Here is a 21,649-nt window from a genome sequence, read left to right as displayed (position 1 = left end):
GCTATGGCAACCCCGGTCGCGGCGGCAAATGCTGCAAAAACGAAGACCATCGAGATCTCCGGCCTGAATTTCTTCTACGGCAAGACGCAAAGCCTGAAGAACGTCTCGCTCGACATCCACGAAAAGCAGGTGACGGCCTTCATCGGCCCCTCCGGCTGCGGCAAATCGACCCTGCTGCGTACCCTGAACCGCATGTACGACCTGTACCCGGGACAGCGCGCCGAAGGTTCGATCGTCTACCGCGACCGCAACATCCTCGAGCCGGGCGTCGACGTCAACATGCTGCGTGCCAAGATCGGCATGGTGTTCCAGAAGCCGACCCCGTTCCCGATGTCGATCTACGACAATATCGCCTTCGGCGTGCGCCTGTACGAGAACCTGTCGAAAGGCGAGATGGACGAGCGCGTCGAATGGGCGCTGAAGAAGGCGGCGCTGTGGGAAGAGGCCAAGGATAAGCTGAACAAGAGCGGCCTGTCGCTGTCGGGCGGCCAGCAGCAGCGCCTGTGCATCGCACGCGGCGTGGCGGTGAAGCCGGACGTGCTGCTGCTCGATGAGCCGACCTCGGCGCTGGACCCGATCTCGACGGCCAAGATCGAGGAACTGATCAGCGAACTGAAGCAGGAGTACACGATCACGATCGTGACCCACAACATGCAGCAGGCCGCGCGCTGCTCGGATTACACTGCCTACATGTACCTGGGCGAACTGGTGGAATTCGGCGAGACCGACCAGCTGTTCATGAATCCGCACAAGAAGGAAACGCAGGATTACATCACCGGTCGCTTCGGTTGACCAATAAAAAAAGACACTAGGGAGCAGTTATGATTGGCGAGCACTCTTCAAAACAGTATGACCAGGAACTGGAGGCGATCCGCTCCAAGGTCCTGCTGATGGGCGGCATGGTGGAAACCCAGTTCGAGCAGGCCCTGAACTGCTTCCGGGTCGGCGACATCGCCGCCGCCGACAAGGTGATGGCGGACGACCACGCCGTCAACCAGCTCGAGGTTTCCCTCGACGACGCCTGCAGCCACCTGATCGTCAAGCGCCAGCCAGCCGCGAACGATTTGCGCACCGTGATGGCGACGATCAAGGTCATCACCGACCTCGAACGCATCGGCGACGAAGCCAGCAAGATCGCGCGCACGGCAAAAAGCCTGCACGAGCGCGGCGTGACGGGCTTTGCCCATTACGACATCATCCGCACCATCGGCAAGGGCACCTCCGACCTGCTGCACGATGCACTGGACGCCTTTGCCCGCCTCGACGGCAAGCAGGCGATGCAGATCATCGCCGGCGACGAGATCATCGACCACGAGTTCCGCACCATCCTGCGCAACCTGATCACCTTCATGATGGAAGACCCGCGCACGATCTCGTCGGCGCTCGACACGCTGTGGGTCGCGAAAGCGATCGAGCGCATCGGCGACCACGCGAAGAACATCGCCGAATACGTGATCTACGTGGTCGAAGGACGCGACATCCGCCACAGCAAACCGGCAATCCAGGAAGGCTGAGGCATGTCGACTACGAGCGTACTGCTGGTCGAGGACGAGCCGGCGATCGTCGAACTGGTGAGTTATTCGCTGCGCGAAGCCGGCTGGAGCATCTCCTCGGTCGGCACCACGAGCGCGGCCTGGGAGAGCATCCGCCACGGCAAGCCCGACCTGCTGCTGCTCGACTGGATGCTGCCCGACCAGAGCGGCCTGCGCCTGCTGGCGCGGCTGCGCGCCGACCGCGATTTCCAGGACATCCCGGTGATCATGCTGACCGCGAAAAGCATGGAAGAGGACAAGCTGGCCGGCCTGAACACGGGCGCCGACGACTATGTGACGAAGCCGTTCTCGCCGCGCGAACTGCTGGCCCGTGCGCGCGCGCTGCTGCGCCGCAAGAGCCCGCACCTGGCCGAAGCGCCGCTGCGCGCCGGGAGCGTCGTGCTCGACCCGAGCAGCTGCACAGTGACGATCGAGGGGCAGAACGCCGACATCGGCAACGCCGAATACAAGCTGCTGAAATTCCTGCTGGCGCATCGCGAGCGCGTGTTTTCGCGCGCCCAGTTGCTCGATAAAGTCTGGGGCGACCACGCCGTCATCGAAGAGCGCACGGTCGACGTCCACGTGCTGCGCCTGCGCAAAGCCCTCAAAAGCGCCGAGGGCCTGATCCGCACGGTGCGCAGCGTCGGCTACATGCTGTCCGAAAAATAACCGATTCCCAGGGTCCGATGAATCCCAAGCTGCTGTTCTGGGTGCCGGCGCTGCTGCGCCTCGGCTCCATCTTCGTCGCCGCCGCCGTCGTCTGGTGGATGGCCGGGCCGGTCCCCGCGCTGGGCCTGGCGCTGGCCGGCGCCGTCGTCGCGCTGTTCGTCCAGTTAACGTATTTGCACCAGCTGGGCGAATGGCTGAACGACCCCCAGTCCGGGCGCCTGCCCGACGGCTGGGGCGCCTGGACCGATGTCTTCGCGCGCCTGTACCGCCTGCGGCGCGAGGACGAGCGCAACCAGAACGAGCTCACCGAATGGCTCGCGCGCTTTCGGCAGGCGATGCACCTGCTGCCCGAAGGCGTGGCGATCATGGACGACGTCCTGTTCCTGGAATGGTGCAACCCGGCGGCCGAGCGCCACCTGGGCCTGACGATCGAACGCGACAGGGGCCTGCGCGTCACCAACCTGGTGCGCCACCCCGACTTCATCGACTACATCATCCTCGGCCGCTACGAGCAGCCGCTGACCCTGTCGCTACGCGGACGCAAGATCGAATGCCGCATCATCCCGTTCGAAAACCGGCGCCAGATCCTGGTGACCCACGACGCCACCGATAGCGAGCGCGTCGAGGCGATGCGGCGCGACTTCATCGCCAACGCCTCGCACGAACTGCGCACGCCCCTGACCGTGATCGTCGGCTTCCTCGAGATCGCGCTGCTCGATCCGGGCCTGGACGCCGCTACCCGCGAAGCGCACCTGAAGCTGATGACGGAGCAGGGCCAGCGCATGCAGCGCCTGATCGAGGACATGCTGACGCTGTCGCGCCTGGAGTCGGACGAATTCCCGCTGCGCCGCGAACGGGTCGACGTGGCCGCACTGGTCGAGTCGGTGGCGGCGGAAGCGCGCGCGCTGTCGGGCGGCCGCCACGAGATCACGGTCGAGATCGACGGTCCAGACCTGATGGGCAGCATGGAAGAATTGCGCAGCGCCTTTGCGAATCTCGCCTCGAATGCGGTCCGCTATTCGCCGGAGGGCGGCAAGATTGCGCTGTCATGGCGCCGCGGCGAGGACGACCTGCAGTTCGCGGTCGCCGACAGCGGCATCGGCATCGACCCCCAGCACATCTCGCGCCTGACCGAGCGCTTCTACCGCGTCGACAAGAGCCGCTCGCGCGAGACGCAGGGCACGGGGCTCGGGCTGGCGATCGTCAAGCACGTGCTGCTGCGCCATGGTGGAAGGCTCAAGATCAGCTCGACGCCGGGGGAGGGCAGTACGTTCATTGCGTCCCTGCCGAATACATCCCTTCAAGGTTGACCGTCGGGCACCGTACGGGCGCGCCTAGTGCCCACTTGCCAGCTTCATCAGCACCAGCCCACCAACGATCAGCACGGCCGCGCACACCCGCATGAGGCTGAGCTGCTCGCCCAGGAATACCACCCCGACCACGAAGGCCCCGACCGCGCCGATGCCGGTCCAGATGGTGTAGGCCGTCCCGAGCGGCAGCGTGCGCATCGCCAGCGACAGCAGGCCGAAGCTCGCCATCATCATGACGATGGTGACGGCGGAAGCGGCAAGATGGGTGAAGCCGTTCGACAGCTTCATTGAATACGACCAGACGACTTCGAACAGTCCGGCGACGATCAGCATGATCCAGGCCATGGCGGCGCTCCTGAAAAGCGGGCCGTCCCGAACGTGTTCCCGGATGGGGAAGGTCGTCCTCCGTGATGATGCCGTCGATTGTAGACGATCCCGGACCTGTCCGCCTAAGCCCGGTCTCATCCAGTCCCCGGGATTGCGCGGTACAATCGGGAATTGCTCTCGACAATCCCGCACATGCTCTCTCGACGTACCTCCCTCATTGCACTCGGCGCCTTGCTGCTGGCCGCCTGCGGCAGCACGCCGCCACCGCCTCCTGCGCCGGTCGTGGTCCAGGCCCCGCCGGCGCCCCCGAAGAAGATCAGGATCGGCCTTGCCCTCGGCGGCGGCGCCGCGCGCGGCTTCGCCCACATCGGCGTGATCAAGGCGCTGGAAGCACAGGGCATCGTGCCGGAGATCGTGGTCGGCACCAGCGCCGGCTCGGTGGTCGGCGCCCTGTACGCCTCGGGCTACAGCGGTTTCGCGCTGCAGAAGATCGCGATGGACATGGACGAGGCGACGATCTCGGACTGGGCCATGCCGCTGTTTTCCAGTTCGCCCGGCCTGCTGAAAGGCGAGGCCCTGCAGAATTACGTGAACAAGGCGGTCGGCAACCGCCCGATGGAAAAACTGCCGAAGCGCTTCGGCGCCGTCGTCACCGACCTCAAGACCGGCGAAGCCGTCATGTTCGACAAGGGCAATACCGGCATGGCCGTGCGTGCCTCGTCCGCCGTGCCGTCCGTGTTCCAGCCGGTGAAGATCGGCAGCAAGACCTATGTCGATGGCGGCCTGGTGGCGCCGGTGCCCGTCAAATTCACGCGCGATAAAATGGGTGCGGACTTCGTCATCGCGGTCAATATTTCGACCCAGGCCGACACGCAAGCCACGGTCAGCTCGCTCGACGTGCTGATGCAGACTTTCAGCATCATGGGCCAGCGCCTGAACCATTTCGAGCTGAAGGAGGCCGATATCGTGATCACGCCGGCGCTGGGCAAGATGGGCAGCGCCGACTTCAACGGCCGCAACCTGGCGATCCTCGCGGGCGAGCAGGCGGCCGCCGCAGTGATGCCGCAAATTAAAGCGAAGTTGAAAGCCAAGCAGCAACCCTAACAACCAACCGGAGAATCCATGAAAACCAAATCGATGCTGACCCTGGACGACGTCAAGAAGATCGCCGCAGCCAGCGAAGCCGAAGCCCTGCAGAACAACTGGGCCGTCACCATTGCGATCGTCGACGACGGCGGCCACCTGCTGTGGCTGCAGCGCCTGGACGGCGCGCCGCCGATCTCGGCCCACATCGCGCCGGCCAAGGCGAACACCGCCGCGCTCGGCCGCCGCGAGTCGAAATCGTATGAGGACGTCATCAACGGCGGCCGCGTCTCCTTCCTGTCGGCGCCGGACCTCAAGGGCATGCTCGAAGGCGGCGTGCCGATCATCGTCGACGGCAACGTGATTGGCGCGGTCGGCGTGTCGGGCGTGAAGTCGAACGAGGATGCGCAGATCGCCAGGGCAGGTATCGCCACGGTCGGCGCCTGATTGCCGGACTGAAGCCCGGAGCTTGAACGCGTGCGCCATGCGCGCGTTCAAGCGTCGTATCATGGACGGTCCCAGCGCAATTGCGGTCAGGAAAACACAGCTCATCCGTCAGGTGAATTGGCGATTTTGCCCCGATATCCCGCGATGGTGCATTGCCGCAAAGCTTAATCCGCGCTATAATTGAGAGGTTTAGCCATTCACTTACTTGCCGTAGCGCCTACCCTCCATTCCTCATTCAAAAACGACTTCCACCCTATGAACGCTTAACGCGTCCGCAGGTTTTGGATGCCGGTCTGACGTGGCGCAGCTACGGTAACTTTATTGGGAGTTACCCTTGCCGCCATTTTTTTCTGGCCCAGCCGTCCCGGCCATCCTGGCCCTCGCAGACGGAACGATTTTTCGAGGTGTTTCCATCGGTGCCGCCGGCCACACGACCGGTGAAGTGGTATTCAATACCGCCATTACCGGCTACCAGGAAATCCTGACCGACCCAAGCTACTCGCGTCAGATCGTCACGCTGACGTACCCGCACATCGGCAACTACGGCGTCAACGCCGCCGACGTCGAAGCGACCAAAGTCCACGCCGCAGGCCTGATCATCCGCGACCTGCCGCTGCTGGCATCGAACTTCCGTTCCACCCAATCGCTCGCCGACTACCTGAAGGCCGAGAACGTCGTCGCCATCGCCGGCATCGATACCCGCAAGCTGACCCGCCTGCTGCGCGAGAAGGGTGCCCAGGGCGGCGCCATCCTCACCGGCACGCAAGGCAACCAGCCGTCGGAAGCGCAGGCGCTGGAACTGGCACGCTCCTTCCCGGGCCTGGCCGGCATGGACCTCGCAAAAGTCGTGTCGGTAAAAGAACCGTACGAGTTCACCGAGACCGAGTGGAAGCTGGGTTCGGGCTTCGGCAAGCAGGAAAACCCGCAATACCACGTGGTCGCCTTCGACTACGGCGTCAAGCGCAACATCCTGCGCATGCTGGCCGAACGCGGCTGCAAGGTCACCGTCCTGCCTGCGGAATCGACCGCCGCCGACGCCCTGGCGCTGAACCCGGACGGCATCTTCCTGGCCAACGGCCCGGGCGACCCGGAACCGTGCGACTACGCCATCAAGGCCACCGCGGAACTGATCGAGAAGGGCATCCCGACCTTCGGCATCTGCCTCGGCCACCAGATCATGGCGCTGGCCTCGGGCGCGAAGACGATGAAGATGAAGTTCGGCCACCACGGCGCAAACCACCCGGTGCAGGACCTCGATTCGAAAAAGGTGCTGATCACCTCGCAGAACCACGGTTTCGCGGTCGATCCCGAGACCCTGCCGGCCAACTGCCGCGTCACCCACGTCTCGCTGTTCGACGGTTCGCTGCAGGGATTTGCCCGCACCGACAAGCCGGCCTTCTGCTTCCAGGGCCACCCGGAAGCCTCGCCCGGCCCGACCGACGTCGCCTATCTGTTTGACCGCTTCATCGGCCTGATGCAAGCCCAGGAGAAGAAATAAATGCCAAAGCGTAGTGATATCAACAGCATCCTGATCATCGGCGCAGGCCCGATCATCATCGGCCAGGCGGCCGAATTCGATTACTCGGGTGCGCAAGCCTGCAAGGCCCTGCGCGACGAGGGCTATAAAGTCATCCTGGTGAACAGCAATCCGGCGACGATCATGACCGACCCGGAGATGGCGGACGTCACCTACATCGAGCCGATCACCTGGAAGGTGGTCGAGGCGATCATCGAGAAAGAGCGTCCGGACGCGATCCTGCCGACCATGGGCGGCCAGACCGCGCTGAACTGCGCGCTCGACCTGCACCGCCACGGCATCCTCGACAAGTACAAGGTCGAACTGATCGGCGCTTCGCCGGAAGCGATCGACAAGGCCGAGGACCGCTCGAAGTTCAAGGATGCGATGACCAAGATCGGCCTGGGTTCGGCGCGCTCGGGCGTGGCGCACAGCATGGACGAGGCACGCACGGTGCAGCGCGAACTGGGCTTCCCGACCATTATTCGTCCGTCCTTCACGATGGGCGGCACCGGCGGCGGCATCGCCTACAACGAAGAAGAGTTCGAGACCATCTGCAAGCGCGGCCTGGAAGCCTCGCCGACCAGCGAACTGCTGATCGAGGAATCGCTGCTGGGCTGGAAAGAGTACGAGATGGAAGTCGTGCGCGACAAGGCCGACAACTGCATCATCATCTGCTCGATCGAAAACCTGGACCCGATGGGCGTGCACACCGGCGACTCGATCACGGTCGCGCCGGCGCAGACGCTGACGGACAAGGAATACCAGATCATGCGTAACGCGTCGATCGCGGTACTGCGCGAAATCGGCGTCGACACCGGCGGCTCGAACGTGCAGTTCGCGATCAACCCGCAGGACGGCCGCATGATCGTCATCGAGATGAACCCGCGCGTGTCGCGTTCCTCCGCACTGGCGTCCAAAGCGACCGGCTTCCCGATCGCCAAGGTGGCGGCCAAGCTGGCCGTTGGTTTTACGCTTGATGAGCTGCGCAACGAAATCACCGGCGGCGCGACCCCGGCCAGTTTTGAGCCGTCGATCGACTACGTCGTCACCAAGATCCCGCGCTTCGCCTTCGAAAAATTCCCGGCGGCCGACAAGCACCTGACCACCCAGATGAAATCGGTGGGCGAGGTGATGGCCATGGGCCGCACCTTCCAGGAATCCTTCCAGAAGGCCCTGCGTGGCCTGGAAGTGGGCGTCGACGGCCTGAACGAAAAGACGCGCGACCGCGAAGTCATCGAAGAAGAACTCGGCGAGCCGGGTCCGGAACGCATCTGGTACGTGGGCGATGCCTTTGCCCAGGGCTTCACCCTGGAAGAAGTGCACAACCTGACCAAGATCGATCCGTGGTTCCTCATCCAGATCAAGGAAATCGTCGACATCGAACTGTGGCTGGATCACCAGAAGCTCGAATCGCTGGACAAGCCGACCCTGTACAAGCTCAAGCAAAAAGGCTTCTCGGATGCGCGCATGGCCTTCCTGATGCACACCACGCAAGCCGCGGTGCGCGAGCGCCGTCACGCGCTGGGTATCCGCCCGGTGTACAAGCGCGTCGATACCTGCGCCGCCGAGTTCTCGACCGACACCGCCTACATGTACTCGACCTATGACGAGGAATGCGAAGCGGCGCCGACCGACAAGAAGAAGATCATGGTGCTGGGCGGCGGTCCGAACCGCATCGGCCAGGGCATCGAGTTCGACTACTGCTGCGTGCACGCGGCCCTCGCCATGCGCGAAGACGGCTACGAGACCATCATGGTCAACTGCAATCCGGAGACCGTGTCGACCGACTACGATACCTCGGACCGACTCTACTTCGAATCGCTGACCCTGGAAGACGTGCTGGAGATCGTGGACCTGGAAAAGCCGGTCGGCGTGATCGTCCAGTACGGCGGCCAGACGCCGCTGAAACTCGCGCTGGATCTCGAAGCGAACGGCGTGCCGATCGTCGGCACTTCGCCCGACATGATCGACGCGGCCGAAGACCGCGAGCGTTTCCAGAAGCTGCTGCAGGACCTGAAACTGCGCCAGCCGCCGAACCGTACCGCGCGCACCGAAACCGAAGCGCTCGCCCTGGCCCAGGAAATCGGCTACCCGCTGGTCGTGCGTCCTTCCTACGTGCTGGGCGGCCGCGCAATGGAAATCGTCCACGAGCAGCGCGACCTCGAGCGCTACATGCGCGAAGCGGTCAAGGTCTCGAACGATTCGCCGGTGCTGCTCGACCGCTTCCTGAACGACGCGATCGAAGTCGACGTCGACTGCATCTCCGACGGCGAAACGACCTTCATCGGCGGCGTGATGGAACACATCGAACAGGCCGGCGTGCACTCGGGCGACTCGGCCTGCTCGCTGCCTCCGTATTCGCTCTCGCAAGAGACGATCGATGAGCTCAAGCGCCAGACCGCGCTGATGGCGAAAGGCCTGAACGTGGTCGGCCTGATGAACGTGCAGTTCGCGATCCAGCAGTCGGAAGTCGACGGCAAGACGGTCGACACGGTGTTCGTGCTGGAAGTGAACCCGCGTGCCTCGCGCACCGTGCCTTTCGTCTCGAAAGCGACCGGCATCCAGCTGGCCAAGGTGGCGGCGCGCTGCATGGTCGGCCAGACCCTGGCACAGCAGGGCATCACGAAAGAGGTGACGCCGCCGTTCTACAGCGTCAAGGAAGCCGTGTTCCCGTTCGTGAAATTCCCGGGCGTCGACACCATCCTCGGACCGGAAATGAAATCGACCGGCGAAGTGATGGGCGTGGGCGAGACCTTCGGCGAAGCGTTTGTCAAGTCGCAGATCGGCGCCGGCATCAAGCTGCCGACCTCGGGCCGCGTCTTCCTGTCGGTGAAAGCCTCGGACAAGCCGCGCGCGGTGCAGGTGGCGCGCGACCTGGTGGCGATGGGCTTCACGCTGGCGGCGACCAAGGGTACTGCCGCGGTGATCGCCGCGGCCGGCCTGCCGGTGCTGGCGGTGAACAAGGTGATCGAGGGCCGTCCGCACGTCGTGGACATGATCAAGAACCACGAGATCGAGATGGTCATCAACACGGTCGAGGAAAAGCGCAGTGCGATCACCGACTCGCGTACCATCCGTACCTCGGCCCTGCTGGCACGCGTCGTGACCTACACCACGATCGCCGGTGCCGAGGCGGCGATCCAGGGCATGCGCCATCTGGACGAGATTCGGGTCTATGATTTACAAGGGCTGCATAAAACCTTAAACTAAGCGCAGTTAAGTAGCACTGCGAGTACCCCGTCAAACCACAGAGCTCGCGCGGCTTGCGTCGCGCGCCTCTGTGGTTTTCGCTTGGTACGTCCACGAATAACCAAAAAATTCGAGAAACCGTAGCGAGCGGAAGGAGTGTTGGCCGAGCCCCCAAGGGGACAATGCTCGCTGTACCTGAGTACAGCGAGCATCGCAGGCCGACAATCCGACGCGCAGTAGGTTTATCGATATTTTTTAAGTAGAGATTTATGAATAATACGATCCCACTGACCAAGTACGGCGCCGAGCTCCTGAAGCAGGAGCTCCACCAGCTCAAGACCAAGGAACGCCGCATCGTCATCGACGCCATCGCCGAAGCGCGCTCGCACGGCGACCTGTCGGAGAACGCCGAATACGACGCCGCCAAGGAACGCCAGGCTTTCGTCGAAGGCCGCATCGCCGAACTCGAAGGCAAACTGAGCGCCGCCCAGATCATCGACCCGGCCACGCTGGACGCCGAAGGCCGTGTCGTCTTCGCTTCCACCGTCGACCTCGAAGACCTGGACTCGGGCCAGAAGGTCAGCTACCAGATCGTCGGCCTCGACGAAGCCGACCTCAAACTGAACAAGGTCTCGGTGACCTCGCCGATCGCGCGCGCCCTGATCGGCAAGTACGCCGGCGACGTGGTCGAAGTGCAGGCGCCGTCCGGCCCGCGCGAATACGAAATCCTCGAAGTACGCTACGTCTGATGACGGCCCTGGCCAGCCGCGCGGTGAGCCGGATCGCAGCGGCACGCCTGCTGGTGGCCGCACTGTGGGCGGGCGCCCTGTGGGTGCTCGGCTATATCGCCGCGCCGGCCGTGTTCGGGGTTGCGAGCGGACCGGTCGCGGGCGACATCGTGCGCGTGCTGCTGCACCGGCTGGCCCTGGTCAGCATCGTCTGCGCGGTCCTGATGCTGGTGCTGGTGCAGGTGTCGCCCGAGCTCGAAAGAGGGCGCCGGCGCTATCTGAACCTGGTGGTGCTGGCCATGCTGGCCTGTGCGCTGGTGATGTTCGTCGGCCTGCAGCCGGCGATGGCGCAGATGCGCGAGGCAGCCGGGCCGCTGGGCATCCGCGCTTCGCCGCTGTGGACGAAGTTCGCCATACTGCATGGCGTGTCGCAGCTGTTCCACGTGATCGAAAGCGTGCTGGCGGCAATCCTGGTGGTGAAGAGCCGCTGACGTTTGGTGTTGCAGGGGTCGTCAAGGCCAATGGCCTCGATGACGGGTTCACCGGGCTGCGCCCACGCGGTCCGGCGTCTGAACCGCGGCAAGCAAAAAAAAACCGGAGGCAGGCTCCGGTTTTTCGATCACTTGTTCAGTGCATTCTTCTTGGTGCTGGCCTGGCGCGGTTTGGCGCGCTTGATGTTGCCGCCGGCGGTAACGCGTTCATTCCCCTTGATCATGACCTTGGTGACGCTCGGCTTCTTGGTGCCGCTGGCGCTGGCCTTGACGATGGTAACTTCGCGCATGCCCTTGCCGGCCTTGCTGCTGCGTTCCTTGACCGTCTCGACTTTCGGACGATAGAGGACCAGGAGCTTGCCGATGTGCTGGACCGGCGCCGCGTCGAGGTCGCTGCAGATCTGTTCGTACATGGCGACACGCGCTTCGCGGTCATCGCCGAAAACGCGGACCTTGATCAGGCCGTGTGCGTCGAGGCTGCCGGCGATTTCCTTCATGACGGATTCCGTCAGGCCCGATTCGCCGACCATGACCACAGGTTTCAGGCCATGGGCTTCCGCGCGCAACGCGCTGCGTTCGCCGGGTGTAAGTGTAAGCATAATAATTTTTTGATGTACCTATAAAAGCAGTATTCTACGCGAATGGCCAAGAACAAATTAAACAAAAACTGGTTACACGACCATATTAACGACCCGTACGTGAAGCAGGCGCAAAAAGACGGGTTTCGCGCCCGCGCCGCCTACAAGCTGAAAGAAATCGACGAAGCGGAAAAACTCATCAAGCCGGGCCAGGTCATCGTCGACCTCGGCTGCACGCCCGGCAGCTGGGCCCAGTACACGCGGCGCAAACTGTCCGGCAAGGAGGGCGGCGGCATCACGGGCACCATCATCGGCCTCGACCTGCTGCCGATGGAGCCGATCGCCGACGTCCATTACATCCAGGGCGACTTCCGCGAAGATGTTGTATTGGACCAACTAGCGACCGTGCTCGAAGGCCGCAAGACAGACCTGGTCCTTTCCGACATGGCGCCCAATCTGTCGGGGATTCCAACGGCTGACGCTGCGCGGATGGAACATTTGATTGATCTCGCTATTGAGTTTTCTCAAATGCACCTGAAACCCGGTGGAGCATTGTTGGTCAAGTGCTTTAAGGATATGGGTTTCACGCAAATTGTCGAGAAGTTCCGCACCGAGTTCAAGACCGTCAAGCAAATCAAGCCCAAGGCAAGCCGCGACAAATCGTCGGAAATTTTCCTGCTCGGGCGCGGTCTGAAGAATCCGGTGGAGTACAAATCGGGATCCGAACGCGGCGCGGCCCTTGATATTTGAGATCGCAGCCGCACATGCACCGCGTGACGCCTCCGTTCGGATGCGTCCGGAACCTTCCCGCGCGCTTGTCGGTGTGGAAAAGGTGGCAATATGGCATCATGTGGGGCTGTGCATGGCACGCCCTGCGCGCTGTTAGTGAAATCACGAGTAAAATCGCGTGTGGCATCGCGAGTAAAATCGGCAAAATCAAATCGGTATTGGTGCGGAGCGCATCGGAGGAGTTTTCGTGAATAATATGTTTTCCAAATCCGCCATCTGGGTGGTCGTCGCACTGCTGTTGTTCATGCTGTTCAAGCAGTTCGACAACCATAGCCCGGCCGGTGGCAGCAAGACCATCGCTTATTCCGAGCTGCTCGACGATGTGAAAGCGCGCCGCGTCAAGGATGTCGTGATCGAAGGCGCGAACATCACCGCCACCCGCACCGACGACAGCAAGGTACGCGCCACCGCCACCATGCTCGACCGCGGCCTGATCGGCGACCTGCGCGAGAACGGCGTGCGCTTCGACGTCAAGCCGCCGGAAGAGCCTGGTTTCCTGCAGCAAGTGTTCATCTCCTGGTTCCCGATGCTGCTCCTGATCGGCGTCTGGGTCTTCTTCATGCGCCAGATGCAGGGCGGCGGCAAGGGCGGCGCTTTCTCCTTCGGCAAGTCGAAGGCGCGCATGCTCGATGAAACGAACAACAGCGTCACCTTCGCCGACGTCGCCGGCTGCGACGAAGCGAAAGAAGAAGTCAGCGAGATCGTCGACTTCCTGAAAGACCCGACCAAGTTCCAGAAGCTGGGCGGTCGCATCCCGCGCGGCGTGCTAATGGTCGGTCCTCCGGGCACCGGCAAGACCCTGCTGGCGCGTGCCATCGCCGGCGAAGCGAAAGTGCCGTTCTTCTCGATCTCCGGTTCCGACTTCGTCGAGATGTTCGTCGGCGTCGGCGCATCCCGCGTGCGCGACATGTTCGAGAACGCGAAGAAGCACTCGCCTTGCATCATCTTCATCGACGAGATCGACGCCGTCGGCCGCCACCGCGGCGCCGGCATGGGCGGCGGCAACGACGAACGCGAACAGACGCTGAACCAGCTGCTGGTCGAGATGGACGGTTTCGAAGCCACCTCCGGCGTCATCGTGATCGCCGCCACCAACCGCGCCGACGTGCTGGACAAGGCGCTGCTGCGTCCGGGCCGTTTCGACCGCCAGGTGATGGTCGGTTTGCCGGACATCCGCGGCCGTGAGCAGATCCTGAACGTGCACATGCGCAAGGTGCCGATCGGCGCCGACGTGAAGGCCGACATCCTGGCCCGCGGTACCCCCGGCTTCTCGGGTGCGGACCTGGCCAACCTGGTCAACGAAGCAGCCCTGTTCGCCGCGCGCCGCAACAAGCGCCTGGTCGAGATGAACGACTTCGAGGACGCCAAGGACAAGATCTACATGGGTCCGGAGCGCAAGTCGATGGTCATGCGCGAGGAAGAGCGCCGCAACACGGCCTACCACGAGTCGGGCCACGCGGTCGTCGCCAAGCTGCTGCCAAAGGCTGACCCGGTGCACAAGGTCACGATCATGCCGCGTGGTTTCGCCCTCGGCCTGACCTGGCAGCTGCCCGAGCACGATGCCCTGTCCGGTTACAAGGACAAGATGCTGGAAGAAATCTCGATCCTGTTCGGCGGCCGTATCGCCGAAGAGATCTTCGTCGGCCAGATGTCGACCGGCGCCTCGAACGACTTCTCGCGTGCCACCAAGCTGGCGCGCTCGATGGTGACCCGCTTCGGCATGTCCGAGACGATGGGCGTGATGGTCTACGAAGACAGCGAGAACGAAGGCTTCTTCGGCGGCGCCACCAAGACCATTTCGGAAGCGACCCAGCAAAAGGTCGACGCTGAAATCCGCGCAATCCTCGACACCCAGTACGCGCTGTCGCGCCGTCTGTTGGAAGAGAATCGCGAGAAGGTCGAGATGATGACCAAGGCCCTGCTCGAGTGGGAAACCATCGATTCCGAGCAGATCAACGACATCATGGCCGGCCGCGAGCCGCGTCCGCCGAAAGCCGGCCTGCTGACCAAGCGCACGCCGCCTGGCGACAGCGGTTCGGGCGGCGTGGCCACCAACGCGCCGGCACCGGCCTGATCCGCGGTTTTGATTCGCGGTCCTGATTTGTCAACGCGCTTGATCGACTAGCACCTCTCCAGCAAAAGGCATCCCTCCGGATGTCTTTTGCTCGTTAACGAGGCGCGCGCGTTTCCCTTCGACTTTCCCTCCATCACTTATGCGTCAACTGCTGCAATGCGGCCGCTTCAGCTTCCGGCTGGAACAGCGACCCCTCGTCATGGGCATCCTGAATGTCACGCCCGATTCGTTTTCCGACGGCGGCCGCTACGGCACGCTCGAGTTCGCGATTTCGCGCGCCGAAGAGATGGTGCGCGACGGTGTCGACCTGATCGACATCGGCGGCGAATCGACCCGCCCCGGCTCGCCGAGCGTCCCGGTCGAGGAAGAACTACGCCGCGTAATGCCGGCCGTCTACGCGCTGCAGGGAGTGGGGCGCGCGCTCTCGGTCGACACCTGCAAACCGCTGGTCATGCGCGAAGCGATCATCGCCGGCGCCGACATGATCAACGACATCAACGGCTTCCGCGCGCCGGGCGCGATCGAGGCCGTGCAGGGCAGCGACTGCGGCCTGTGCATCATGCACATGCAGGGAACGCCCCAGGACATGCAGGCCGAACCGGTCTACGGCGACGTGGTGGGGGAGGTGACCGCTTTCCTGCGCGAACGGATCGAGGCCTTGCTGGCGGCCGGCATCGAGCGTGAACGCATCTGCGTCGATCCGGGCCTCGGTTTCGGCAAGACGGTCGAACATAACTACACCTTGCTGCGCGCGACCGCACGCATCGAGGAAGAACTGGGATTCCCGGTACTGATCGGGCTGTCGCGCAAATCGATGATCGGCGCCGTTACTGGTCGTCCGGTCGAAGGCCGCTTGCCCGGTAGCATCGCTGGCGCGTTGGCTGCGGTGGCGCATGGCGCTAAAATCCTGCGGGTACATGATGTAGCTGAGACGGTTGACGCGCTGAAAGTTTGGCGCGCGGCCACTATTGATTAAATTGACAACAAAGAGAACAAGCATGGCACGCAAATATTTTGGTACGGATGGTGTTCGCGGACAGGTTGGCGTTGCGCCGATCACGCCTGACTTCGTGATGCGCCTCGGCTACGCCGCCGGCATGGTCCTGGCCAAGGACTACGCCAGCAGCAGCCGTCCGACCGTGTTGATCGGCAAGGACACCCGCATTTCCGGCTACATGCTCGAAGCGGCACTGGAAGCGGGCTTTTCCGCCGCCGGCGTCGACGTCATGCTGGCCGGCCCGATGCCGACCCCGGCGATCGCCTACCTGACGCGCGCCCTGCGTCTGCAGGCCGGCGTCGTGATCTCGGCTTCGCATAACCCATTCCAGGACAATGGCATCAAGTTCTTCTCCGCGCACGGCACCAAGCTGCCCGACAGCGTCGAACTGGCCATCGAAGAAGCGATCGACCAGCCGATGGCTTGCGTTCCGTCCGACAAGCTCGGCCGCGCCACCCGCCTGCGCGACGCGCAAGGCCGCTACATCGAATTCTGCAAGAGCACCTTCCCGAACGAACTCGATCTGCGCGGCCTGAAGATCGTCGTCGACAGCGCCCACGGCGCCGCCTACAACATCGCCCCGCACGTGTTCCATGAACTCGGCGCCGAAGTCGTCTCGATCGGCGCCACCCCGGACGGCTTCAACATCAACGCCGGCTTCGGCGCCACCGCCCCGAAAGCTCTGTCCGCCGCCGTGATCGAGCACAAGGCCGACCTCGGCATCGCCCTCGACGGCGACGCCGACCGCCTGATCATGGTCGACGCCAACGGCCGCGTCTACAACGGCGACGAATTGCTGTACCTGATGGTGCGCGATCGCATGGCGACCGGCGAAGTGGCTGGCGCCGTCGGCACCCTGATGACGAACATGGCGCTGGAGGTGGCCTTCAAGGAACTCGGCATCGGCTTCGCCCGCGCGAAAGTCGGCGACCGCTACGTGCTGGAAGTGATGCAGGAACGCGGCTGGATCCTGGGCGGCGAAGGTTCGGGCCACCTGCTGGCACTGGACAAGCATACCACCGGCGACGGCATCGTTTCCTCGCTGCAGGTGCTGTCCGCACTGAAGCGCAGCGGCAAGTCGCTGGAAGCCTGCTGCAGCGAGCTCACCCTCTATCCGCAGACGCTGATCAACAAGCGCGTCACCCCGGGCTTCGACTGGACCAAGGATGCGGCGATGGTTGCGGAAAAAGAAGCCGTCGAGCGCGAGCTGGGCGATACCGGCCGCGTGCTGATCCGCGCATCCGGCACCGAGCCGCTGATCCGCGTCATGGTCGAAGCGAAAAATGCGGAAATGGCCGACAGCATGGCGCGCCGCATCGCCGACAAGCTGGCTGCCTGAGCTTTAAATTCCCTTCCCGGGGTGCTTGCATTGACGCGGCATCTTCGGGATAGTAAAATGAAGTCATTCGGAGTGTAGCGCAGCCCGGTAGCGCACCTGGTTTGGGACCAGGGGGTCCAAGGTTCGAATCCTTGTACTCCGACCAAGCATTACGAACGGGCCGTCTTCGACGGCCCGTTTTCATTTCTGCGTCAACATTCGTCGACGCTTCTTTCTGCCCATAGCTCAGTTGGATAGAGCATCAGCCTTCTAAGCTGAGGGTCGCTGGTTCGAACCCAGCTGGGCAGGCCAATGGAATCCCTGACGTTCAGACCGCAGGCCCCGGCGCCGGCTTTGCCGCATCCTTCGCAAACGCCTTCGCCAGCACCGCATGCCGGTGCTCGAAAAACAGCTTCACGAACCAGCCGACGATCGGCCCCGCCACGCGCGGCTTGAATGTCAGGTTGTCGGTCACCAGGGTGCCGCCCGCCGTCGGCGTGACGATGCGCTCGTGGCGCCAGGAACGCATCGACAGCAGGGGAGATTGCTCGACGAAGCGGCGGCCGGGTTCGAGTTCGACGAAGGTCAGCTTCGACATGTCGATCGGGAACAGGCCGAGCAGGAGGAACTGGCAGCGGCACAGGGGTTTGTCCAGGGTGGTGTCCTCGCCGATGTGGGTCATGCCCTTCGGGAAGGTGATCTTCAGGACAGGCCACATCTCGGCCTTGATGCCCTTGATCGAAGTCGACCAGGCCCAGACCTCCTCGGCGGAAGCTGGGACTGTCGTCGTAAAGGTGTGTCGTATCGTTGCCATCGGGCCTCCGCTGTTCATGGAGGAATTGTCGACCCGATTGTTACATCAGTCCGTTAGCCAGTTCGCAGTTCGGAGCATTTTTATCACTCGAGTGAGCAAAACGTGGCACGGGCTTACTTCGTATTGCGGCCTTGCCAGATACCCAGGTACTTGCTCGCCTTCGGATTCTGGGCGTTCCACTTCGGCGTGTTGCTGCCGTTGGCGATGTTCCAGATCGCCAGCGCGGCGGCGCGGTCGACCGCGGCCATGTTCTCGTAATCGATCTTGTCCCAGTGGTCGCCCGCCCCGTGGTAGTCGGGGAAGGCGTAGGCGACGCTGATCGTGTGCGAGGGGATGCCCTGGTCGGCCAGCGCCTGGTTGTCGCTGTGGGCGAAATACTTGTCGCTGTTGACGGGATGCTTCCAGACGCGGATGCCGGTGTCGTCGCCGGCGCTTTTCAGGATGGCGCCGACGTCCGAAAAATCGAAGCCGGTGACGCCGACCGCCCGCACCTGGGCGCCTTCGTTGTCGTCGGTGCGTCCAACTTGCTCCAGGTTGATGCCGGCGATCGTCTTCTCGATCGGCACCAGCGGATGGGCGCCGTAGTAGCGCGAACCGACCAGGCCGTGTTCTTCGCCGAACACCGTCATGAAGACGATGCTGCGTTTGGGGCGCGTCTTGTTCTGGCTGAATGCCCTGGCCAGCTCGATTACGGACACCGTCCCGCTGCCGTCGTCGTTCGCGCCATTGAAGATGCCGTCGCCCTGGCCCGGCTTCAGTCCGACGTGGTCGTAGTGCGCCGTCACCAGCACATAGCTGTCTTTCAGCTGCGGGTCCGAGCCGCGCAGGACGCCGACCACATTGCGCACCTTGACCGGGGCTGCAGGTGTTGCCGGCGGGTTCTTTGCGCGCTTCGGATCGATCAGGTTCCAGTCGGCCGTCTGGAAATAGCCGTCGTCGCCGAGCGGCTCGAGCCCGGCTGCGCGGAACTGCGAAGCGATGAACTCGGCGGCAATGTCCAGCCCGCGCGACGGCGTGCCGCGGCCCTCGAGTGCGTCCGAGGCCAGGAAAGAGAGGTTGCCGCGCATCGAAGCGGCCGAGATGCGCTCGAGCACGGGCGCGACCTCGGCGGGTACGGGAGCGGCGGCGAGCGGCAGGGCCAGCGACAGGCCGAGCAGGGCGGACAGGGTGCGGGGAAGCAGGCGTTGAGACAGGGACATGAGTGGATGCCTAAGCGTTTTCGTTAGTTGATGAAGTAACAAAGCCATCGGAGTATAACGCTGCGCATTGCGCTCGGGAACCAGAATGCATGCGCGTCCGTCGCTGCGCTCGCGTATGTTGTCTGTTTGGAAACGAACGACGCCGGGATGGTCTTTATGATAACGTCTGGTATCTATGGGTCCGCTACCGGCGGGCCCGGCCATTTATGGAGTGTGTATGCGTGTTGATCGTTTGCTGGGCCGTGCCGTCTTGCTGGCCGCGTTCGGGTTGTCGTTCGCCGGTCCAGCCCGGGCGGAGAACGGGCCGCAGGCCATGGCGCCCCAGGGCGATACCTATACGCTCAAGCTCCCGGCCGGGGAGCCGGCGACGGCAAACGCGGGAACTGGCACCGTGCAGTTCATCGGCACCGCGACGGTGCTGATCCGCTACCAGGGTCTGACCATCCTGACCGATCCGAATTTCCTGCACAAGGGCGACCACGTGCACCTCGGCTATGGACTGACCTCCCAGCGCCAGACCAATCCCGCCATCGAATTCGACAAGCTGCCGCCGATCGACCTGGTGATCCTCTCGCACATGCATGAGGACCACTTCGACAAGCTGGTACAGGAACGCCTGAACCGCAACACGCCAATCGTCACGACGCGCGAAGCGAGCGAAAAGCTCAAGCGGCTCGGCTTCCAGCAACGTTTTGCACTTTCCGACTGGGACAAGCTGGAGGTGACCAAGGGCGACACACGGGTGCGCGTCACCTCGGTGCCCGGGCGCCATGGCGCGGCCGGGGTCTCGGTGCTGCTGCCGACGGTGATGGGCAGCGTGCTCGATTTCGGCGCGAATGCCGACGCGCCCGACTACCGGATGTACATCAGCGGCGATACACTGGTCTACGACGATATCCGCAGCATTCCGCAACGCTTCCCCGGCATCGACCTGGCCCTGCTGCACCTGGGCGGCACCCGTATCCTGGGCGTGTTCAAGGTGACGATGGACGGCAAGGACGGGGTCCAAATGATGCAGATCGTCAAACCGAAGAAGACCATCCCGATCCACTACAACGATTACGACGTCTTCAAGTCGCCGCTCGCCGAGTTTGCGCGCGAAGTCAAGGCTGCGGGGCTGGAGGACAGCGTCGTCTACCTGGCGCACGGCGACACCTATACGTTTACGCCGCGCAAGCGCTAAGCTGGTCCTTAACCCTGGATGGCGCCGCTGGTTGGCGCCTCGGGGTCGACCGAGGTGATCTCGGCGCCGAACTCGTGCGGCATGACGACCGGCACCTGCAGGCAGATGCTCTTGGTCGGCAGCACGGCTTCCCAGGCCTTCACGAGTTCGCGGTAGGCCACGCCTACCGGGCGGATCTTGCGATCGAGGTCGAACAGCCCGAGCGCATTCACGTTGCCATTATTGACGCGCAGCGCGCTGTCCCAGTCGACCTGGTCGGTGAGCGAATACCAGGTGAAGCCGATCAGCGGCACCCCGTTGTTGCGTACCCGCAGCACGTTCGCCCACTCCTTCTTGAGCCAGAACACCGCCTCGTCGCCGCCCGGTCCCTGGCATAGGTTCGTTTCCGTGTGCATCACCGGCAGCCGGTAACGGTTGTAGTACTGGTGAGTAATGACCGCGTAGCCAAAGATTTCGCCGGCCGCGCGCGTCATGCCGTCGGCCGAGACGTAATGCTCGTTGGTCTGATAGTAGTCATTGCCCATGATGCAATGATGCTTGAGATTGTGCTGCAGGAAGAAATGGTATTCCTCGCGCGTCATGCCGTTGTCGAGCAGGTACTCGTACATGTCGGAATCGACGCGCCGTCCGTAATTCAGGTCGAGCGCCAGGAAACGGCGTGCATTGTTCATTTCCGCCGGCCCGATGGCGTCGGGCGATTCGGCGTGGAAGTATTCGGTCGATTCGCTCTGGATGAACAGCGCATCCGGACGCACCTTCAGGATTGCGTGCATGGCCAGGATATTCGCCTTGACCAGGTGCTTGATCGCGGTGACGAAGGCGGCATCGTTGCGCATCTGCTCGTTCCACCAGCCGTACAGGGTCGAGAACACGGCGCAGATCCACATCTCGTTGATCGGCGTGTACAGCTGCACCCAGGGATAGCGCCGGGCAAAGGCGGCGGCATAGCCCGCGAACAATTCGGGAAAATCCGGATTCTGGAAGTTTCCGATCCAGTCGGGCACGCCGAAGTGGCAGAGGTCGACGATGGGCGCGATGTTGCGTCGTTGCAGGTCGGCGAAGGCGAGGTCGGCGAATTCCCAGTCGAAGCGGGTCGGGCCGAGCCAGGTGCGGTGCAGGGGAGGGCCGTAGCGCAAGACGCGCAGGCCAAGTTCCTGCACCAGGTCGAAATCGAGCTTCCAGTGCTTATAGTGACCGCATTTTTCGAGCTCGTCCATGCGGATGCGCCCGCCCCCGATGGTCGGTGCGCTGTTCTCGATCCCCGTTGCGAAAATGAAACCTGCATGCATCTGCCGCCTCCATCCGTGTCGATCTTGACCAGTATCGTCCACTGCAACGTCAATTGCTAGCGTGCGCACGCGCTCGTTCGGTTAACGCTATGCTGTCAACTCAACAATGTCAA

20 protein-coding genes and 2 tRNA genes are annotated in these 21,649 nt (G+C 63.2%); 17 read left to right on the top strand and 5 right to left on the bottom strand.

The genetic code is table 11. From position 1 onward, the window contains the following. The first annotated feature begins 3 nt into the window (after window positions 1–3). Genes pstB through phoR form a run of 4 tightly spaced genes read left to right on the top strand, consistent with a single transcriptional unit; the run spans window position 4 to window position 3,511 of the window. The gene (gene pstB, locus LPB04_RS20605) at window positions 4–792 is read left to right on the top strand and encodes a phosphate ABC transporter ATP-binding protein PstB (protein ID WP_227496511.1); all 789 of its coding nucleotides are present in this window, start codon (window positions 4–6) and stop codon (window positions 790–792) included. A gap of 29 nt (window positions 793–821) precedes the next feature. Beyond that, window positions 822–1,514 carry a phosphate signaling complex protein PhoU gene (gene phoU / locus LPB04_RS20600; RefSeq protein WP_193686321.1) on the top strand — a complete coding sequence of 231 codons (693 nt, stop codon included), beginning with the start codon at window positions 822–824 and terminating at the stop codon, window positions 1,512–1,514. A 3-nt stretch (window positions 1,515–1,517) separates the two neighbouring features. After that, window positions 1,518–2,201, top strand: coding sequence for a response regulator (locus LPB04_RS20595; protein WP_193686320.1), 684 nt, complete (start codon window positions 1,518–1,520; stop codon window positions 2,199–2,201). Window positions 2,202–2,218: 17 nt separating this feature from the next. Further along, the gene (gene phoR / locus LPB04_RS20590; RefSeq protein ID WP_193686319.1) at window positions 2,219–3,511 is read left to right on the top strand and encodes a phosphate regulon sensor histidine kinase PhoR; all 1,293 of its coding nucleotides are present in this window, start codon (window positions 2,219–2,221) and stop codon (window positions 3,509–3,511) included. A gap of 24 nt (window positions 3,512–3,535) precedes the next feature. On the opposite strand, the gene LPB04_RS20585 is transcribed toward phoR, so the two are convergent. Next, on the bottom strand, window positions 3,536–3,856 hold the full coding sequence (locus LPB04_RS20585) for a DMT family transporter (RefSeq protein WP_193686318.1): 321 nt from the start codon (window positions 3,854–3,856) through the stop codon (window positions 3,536–3,538). Between the two features lie 174 nt (window positions 3,857–4,030). Here LPB04_RS20585 and LPB04_RS20580 point away from each other — a divergent pair, with 174 nt between their 5' ends. The 6 genes from LPB04_RS20580 to LPB04_RS20555 all read left to right on the top strand — a co-directional run bounded on the left by LPB04_RS20580 (window position 4,031) and on the right by LPB04_RS20555 (window position 11,295). Then, complete coding sequence (locus tag LPB04_RS20580) at window positions 4,031–4,942, top strand: patatin-like phospholipase family protein (RefSeq protein ID WP_193686317.1); 912 nt, start codon at window positions 4,031–4,033, stop codon at window positions 4,940–4,942. An 18-nt stretch (window positions 4,943–4,960) separates the two neighbouring features. Then, entirely contained in the window at window positions 4,961–5,368 is a 408-nt protein-coding gene (locus tag LPB04_RS20575; RefSeq protein WP_193686316.1) for a GlcG/HbpS family heme-binding protein, read from the top strand. 334 nt (window positions 5,369–5,702) lie between these two features. After that, entirely contained in the window at window positions 5,703–6,866 is a 1,164-nt protein-coding gene (carA, locus tag LPB04_RS20570) for a glutamine-hydrolyzing carbamoyl-phosphate synthase small subunit (RefSeq protein WP_193686315.1), read from the top strand. After that, window positions 6,867–10,097 carry a carbamoyl-phosphate synthase large subunit gene (carB, locus tag LPB04_RS20565; protein WP_193686314.1) on the top strand — a complete coding sequence of 1,077 codons (3,231 nt, stop codon included), beginning with the start codon at window positions 6,867–6,869 and terminating at the stop codon, window positions 10,095–10,097. It abuts the gene before it with no gap. A gap of 248 nt (window positions 10,098–10,345) precedes the next feature. After that, window positions 10,346–10,825 (top strand): transcription elongation factor GreA, encoded by a 480-nt coding sequence (gene greA, locus LPB04_RS20560; RefSeq protein WP_193686313.1) that lies wholly within the window; start codon window positions 10,346–10,348, stop codon window positions 10,823–10,825. Further along, complete coding sequence (locus tag LPB04_RS20555; protein ID WP_193686312.1) at window positions 10,825–11,295, top strand: DUF4149 domain-containing protein; 471 nt, start codon at window positions 10,825–10,827, stop codon at window positions 11,293–11,295. The genes greA and LPB04_RS20555 overlap by 1 nt, the downstream gene beginning before the upstream one ends. A 128-nt stretch (window positions 11,296–11,423) precedes the next feature. Here the strand turns inward: LPB04_RS20555 and yhbY are convergent, their stop codons facing one another. After that, complete coding sequence (gene yhbY / locus LPB04_RS20550) at window positions 11,424–11,894, bottom strand: ribosome assembly RNA-binding protein YhbY (RefSeq protein WP_193686311.1); 471 nt, start codon at window positions 11,892–11,894, stop codon at window positions 11,424–11,426. Between the two features lie 42 nt (window positions 11,895–11,936). On the opposite strand from yhbY, the gene LPB04_RS20545 reads away from it, so the two are divergent. The 6 genes from LPB04_RS20545 (at window position 11,937) to LPB04_RS20520 (ending at window position 17,363) form a co-directional block, all read left to right on the top strand. Then, window positions 11,937–12,623: an RlmE family RNA methyltransferase gene (locus LPB04_RS20545; RefSeq protein WP_193686310.1), complete on the top strand. Its 687-nt coding sequence runs from the start codon at window positions 11,937–11,939 to the stop codon at window positions 12,621–12,623. A 226-nt stretch (window positions 12,624–12,849) separates the two neighbouring features. After that, entirely contained in the window at window positions 12,850–14,736 is a 1,887-nt protein-coding gene (ftsH, locus tag LPB04_RS20540; RefSeq protein WP_193686309.1) for an ATP-dependent zinc metalloprotease FtsH, read from the top strand. A 139-nt stretch (window positions 14,737–14,875) separates the two neighbouring features. Next, window positions 14,876–15,712: a dihydropteroate synthase gene (folP, locus tag LPB04_RS20535; RefSeq protein ID WP_193686308.1), complete on the top strand. Its 837-nt coding sequence runs from the start codon at window positions 14,876–14,878 to the stop codon at window positions 15,710–15,712. A 22-nt stretch (window positions 15,713–15,734) separates the two neighbouring features. Next, on the top strand, window positions 15,735–17,072 hold the full coding sequence (glmM, locus tag LPB04_RS20530; RefSeq protein ID WP_193686307.1) for a phosphoglucosamine mutase: 1,338 nt from the start codon (window positions 15,735–15,737) through the stop codon (window positions 17,070–17,072). 68 nt (window positions 17,073–17,140) lie between these two features. Next, window positions 17,141–17,217, top strand: a tRNA-Pro gene (locus LPB04_RS20525). Between the two features lie 69 nt (window positions 17,218–17,286). Next, window positions 17,287–17,363 (top strand) — tRNA-Arg (locus LPB04_RS20520). Between the two features lie 16 nt (window positions 17,364–17,379). Here LPB04_RS20520 and LPB04_RS20515 read toward each other — a convergent pair. Together LPB04_RS20515 and LPB04_RS20510 are read right to left on the bottom strand one after the other, a co-directional pair. Next, complete coding sequence (locus tag LPB04_RS20515; protein ID WP_193686306.1) at window positions 17,380–17,865, bottom strand: SRPBCC family protein; 486 nt, start codon at window positions 17,863–17,865, stop codon at window positions 17,380–17,382. A 113-nt stretch (window positions 17,866–17,978) separates the two neighbouring features. Beyond that, a complete protein-coding gene (locus LPB04_RS20510; RefSeq protein WP_193686305.1) occupies window positions 17,979–19,064 on the bottom strand; it encodes a M28 family peptidase in 1,086 nt (361 codons plus the stop codon). Window positions 19,065–19,281: 217 nt separating this feature from the next. Here LPB04_RS20510 and LPB04_RS20505 point away from each other — a divergent pair, with 217 nt between their 5' ends. Beyond that, the gene (locus tag LPB04_RS20505) at window positions 19,282–20,247 is read left to right on the top strand and encodes an MBL fold metallo-hydrolase (RefSeq protein WP_193686304.1); all 966 of its coding nucleotides are present in this window, start codon (window positions 19,282–19,284) and stop codon (window positions 20,245–20,247) included. Between the two features lie 8 nt (window positions 20,248–20,255). On the opposite strand, the gene LPB04_RS20500 is transcribed toward LPB04_RS20505, so the two are convergent. Next, window positions 20,256–21,536, bottom strand: coding sequence for a family 1 glycosylhydrolase (locus LPB04_RS20500; RefSeq protein ID WP_193686303.1), 1,281 nt, complete (start codon window positions 21,534–21,536; stop codon window positions 20,256–20,258). Window positions 21,537–21,649: the final 113 nt, after the last annotated feature.

Origin of the sequence: Massilia litorea (genome assembly GCF_015101885.1) — a bacterium.
Lineage (GTDB): Bacteria > Pseudomonadota > Gammaproteobacteria > Burkholderiales > Burkholderiaceae_D > Telluria > Telluria litorea.
This window is presented reverse-complemented; position numbering and strand designations above follow the sequence as displayed.

What these genes read in the sequence shown, in the direction of transcription:
- pstB (WP_227496511.1), top strand. Translation starts at nt 4, where the DNA reads ATGGCAACCCCGGTCGCGGCGGCAAATGCTGCAAAAACGAAGACCATC.
- phoU (WP_193686321.1), top strand. Translation starts at nt 822, where the DNA reads ATGATTGGCGAGCACTCTTCAAAACAGTATGACCAGGAACTGGAGGCG.
- LPB04_RS20595 (WP_193686320.1), top strand. Translation starts at nt 1,518, where the DNA reads ATGTCGACTACGAGCGTACTGCTGGTCGAGGACGAGCCGGCGATCGTC.
- phoR (WP_193686319.1), top strand. Translation starts at nt 2,219, where the DNA reads ATGAATCCCAAGCTGCTGTTCTGGGTGCCGGCGCTGCTGCGCCTCGGC.
- LPB04_RS20585 (WP_193686318.1), bottom strand. Translation starts at nt 3,856, where the DNA reads ATGGCCTGGATCATGCTGATCGTCGCCGGACTGTTCGAAGTCGTCTGG.
- LPB04_RS20580 (WP_193686317.1), top strand. Translation starts at nt 4,031, where the DNA reads ATGCTCTCTCGACGTACCTCCCTCATTGCACTCGGCGCCTTGCTGCTG.
- LPB04_RS20575 (WP_193686316.1), top strand. Translation starts at nt 4,961, where the DNA reads ATGAAAACCAAATCGATGCTGACCCTGGACGACGTCAAGAAGATCGCC.
- carB (WP_193686314.1), top strand. Translation starts at nt 6,867, where the DNA reads ATGCCAAAGCGTAGTGATATCAACAGCATCCTGATCATCGGCGCAGGC.
- greA (WP_193686313.1), top strand. Translation starts at nt 10,346, where the DNA reads ATGAATAATACGATCCCACTGACCAAGTACGGCGCCGAGCTCCTGAAG.
- LPB04_RS20555 (WP_193686312.1), top strand. Translation starts at nt 10,825, where the DNA reads ATGACGGCCCTGGCCAGCCGCGCGGTGAGCCGGATCGCAGCGGCACGC.
- yhbY (WP_193686311.1), bottom strand. Translation starts at nt 11,894, where the DNA reads ATGCTTACACTTACACCCGGCGAACGCAGCGCGTTGCGCGCGGAAGCC.
- LPB04_RS20545 (WP_193686310.1), top strand. Translation starts at nt 11,937, where the DNA reads ATGGCCAAGAACAAATTAAACAAAAACTGGTTACACGACCATATTAAC.
- folP (WP_193686308.1), top strand. Translation starts at nt 14,876, where the DNA reads ATGCGTCAACTGCTGCAATGCGGCCGCTTCAGCTTCCGGCTGGAACAG.
- glmM (WP_193686307.1), top strand. Translation starts at nt 15,735, where the DNA reads ATGGCACGCAAATATTTTGGTACGGATGGTGTTCGCGGACAGGTTGGC.
- LPB04_RS20515 (WP_193686306.1), bottom strand. Translation starts at nt 17,865, where the DNA reads ATGGCAACGATACGACACACCTTTACGACGACAGTCCCAGCTTCCGCC.
- LPB04_RS20510 (WP_193686305.1), bottom strand. Translation starts at nt 19,064, where the DNA reads ATGTCCCTGTCTCAACGCCTGCTTCCCCGCACCCTGTCCGCCCTGCTC.
- LPB04_RS20505 (WP_193686304.1), top strand. Translation starts at nt 19,282, where the DNA reads ATGCGTGTTGATCGTTTGCTGGGCCGTGCCGTCTTGCTGGCCGCGTTC.
- LPB04_RS20500 (WP_193686303.1), bottom strand. Translation starts at nt 21,536, where the DNA reads ATGCATGCAGGTTTCATTTTCGCAACGGGGATCGAGAACAGCGCACCG.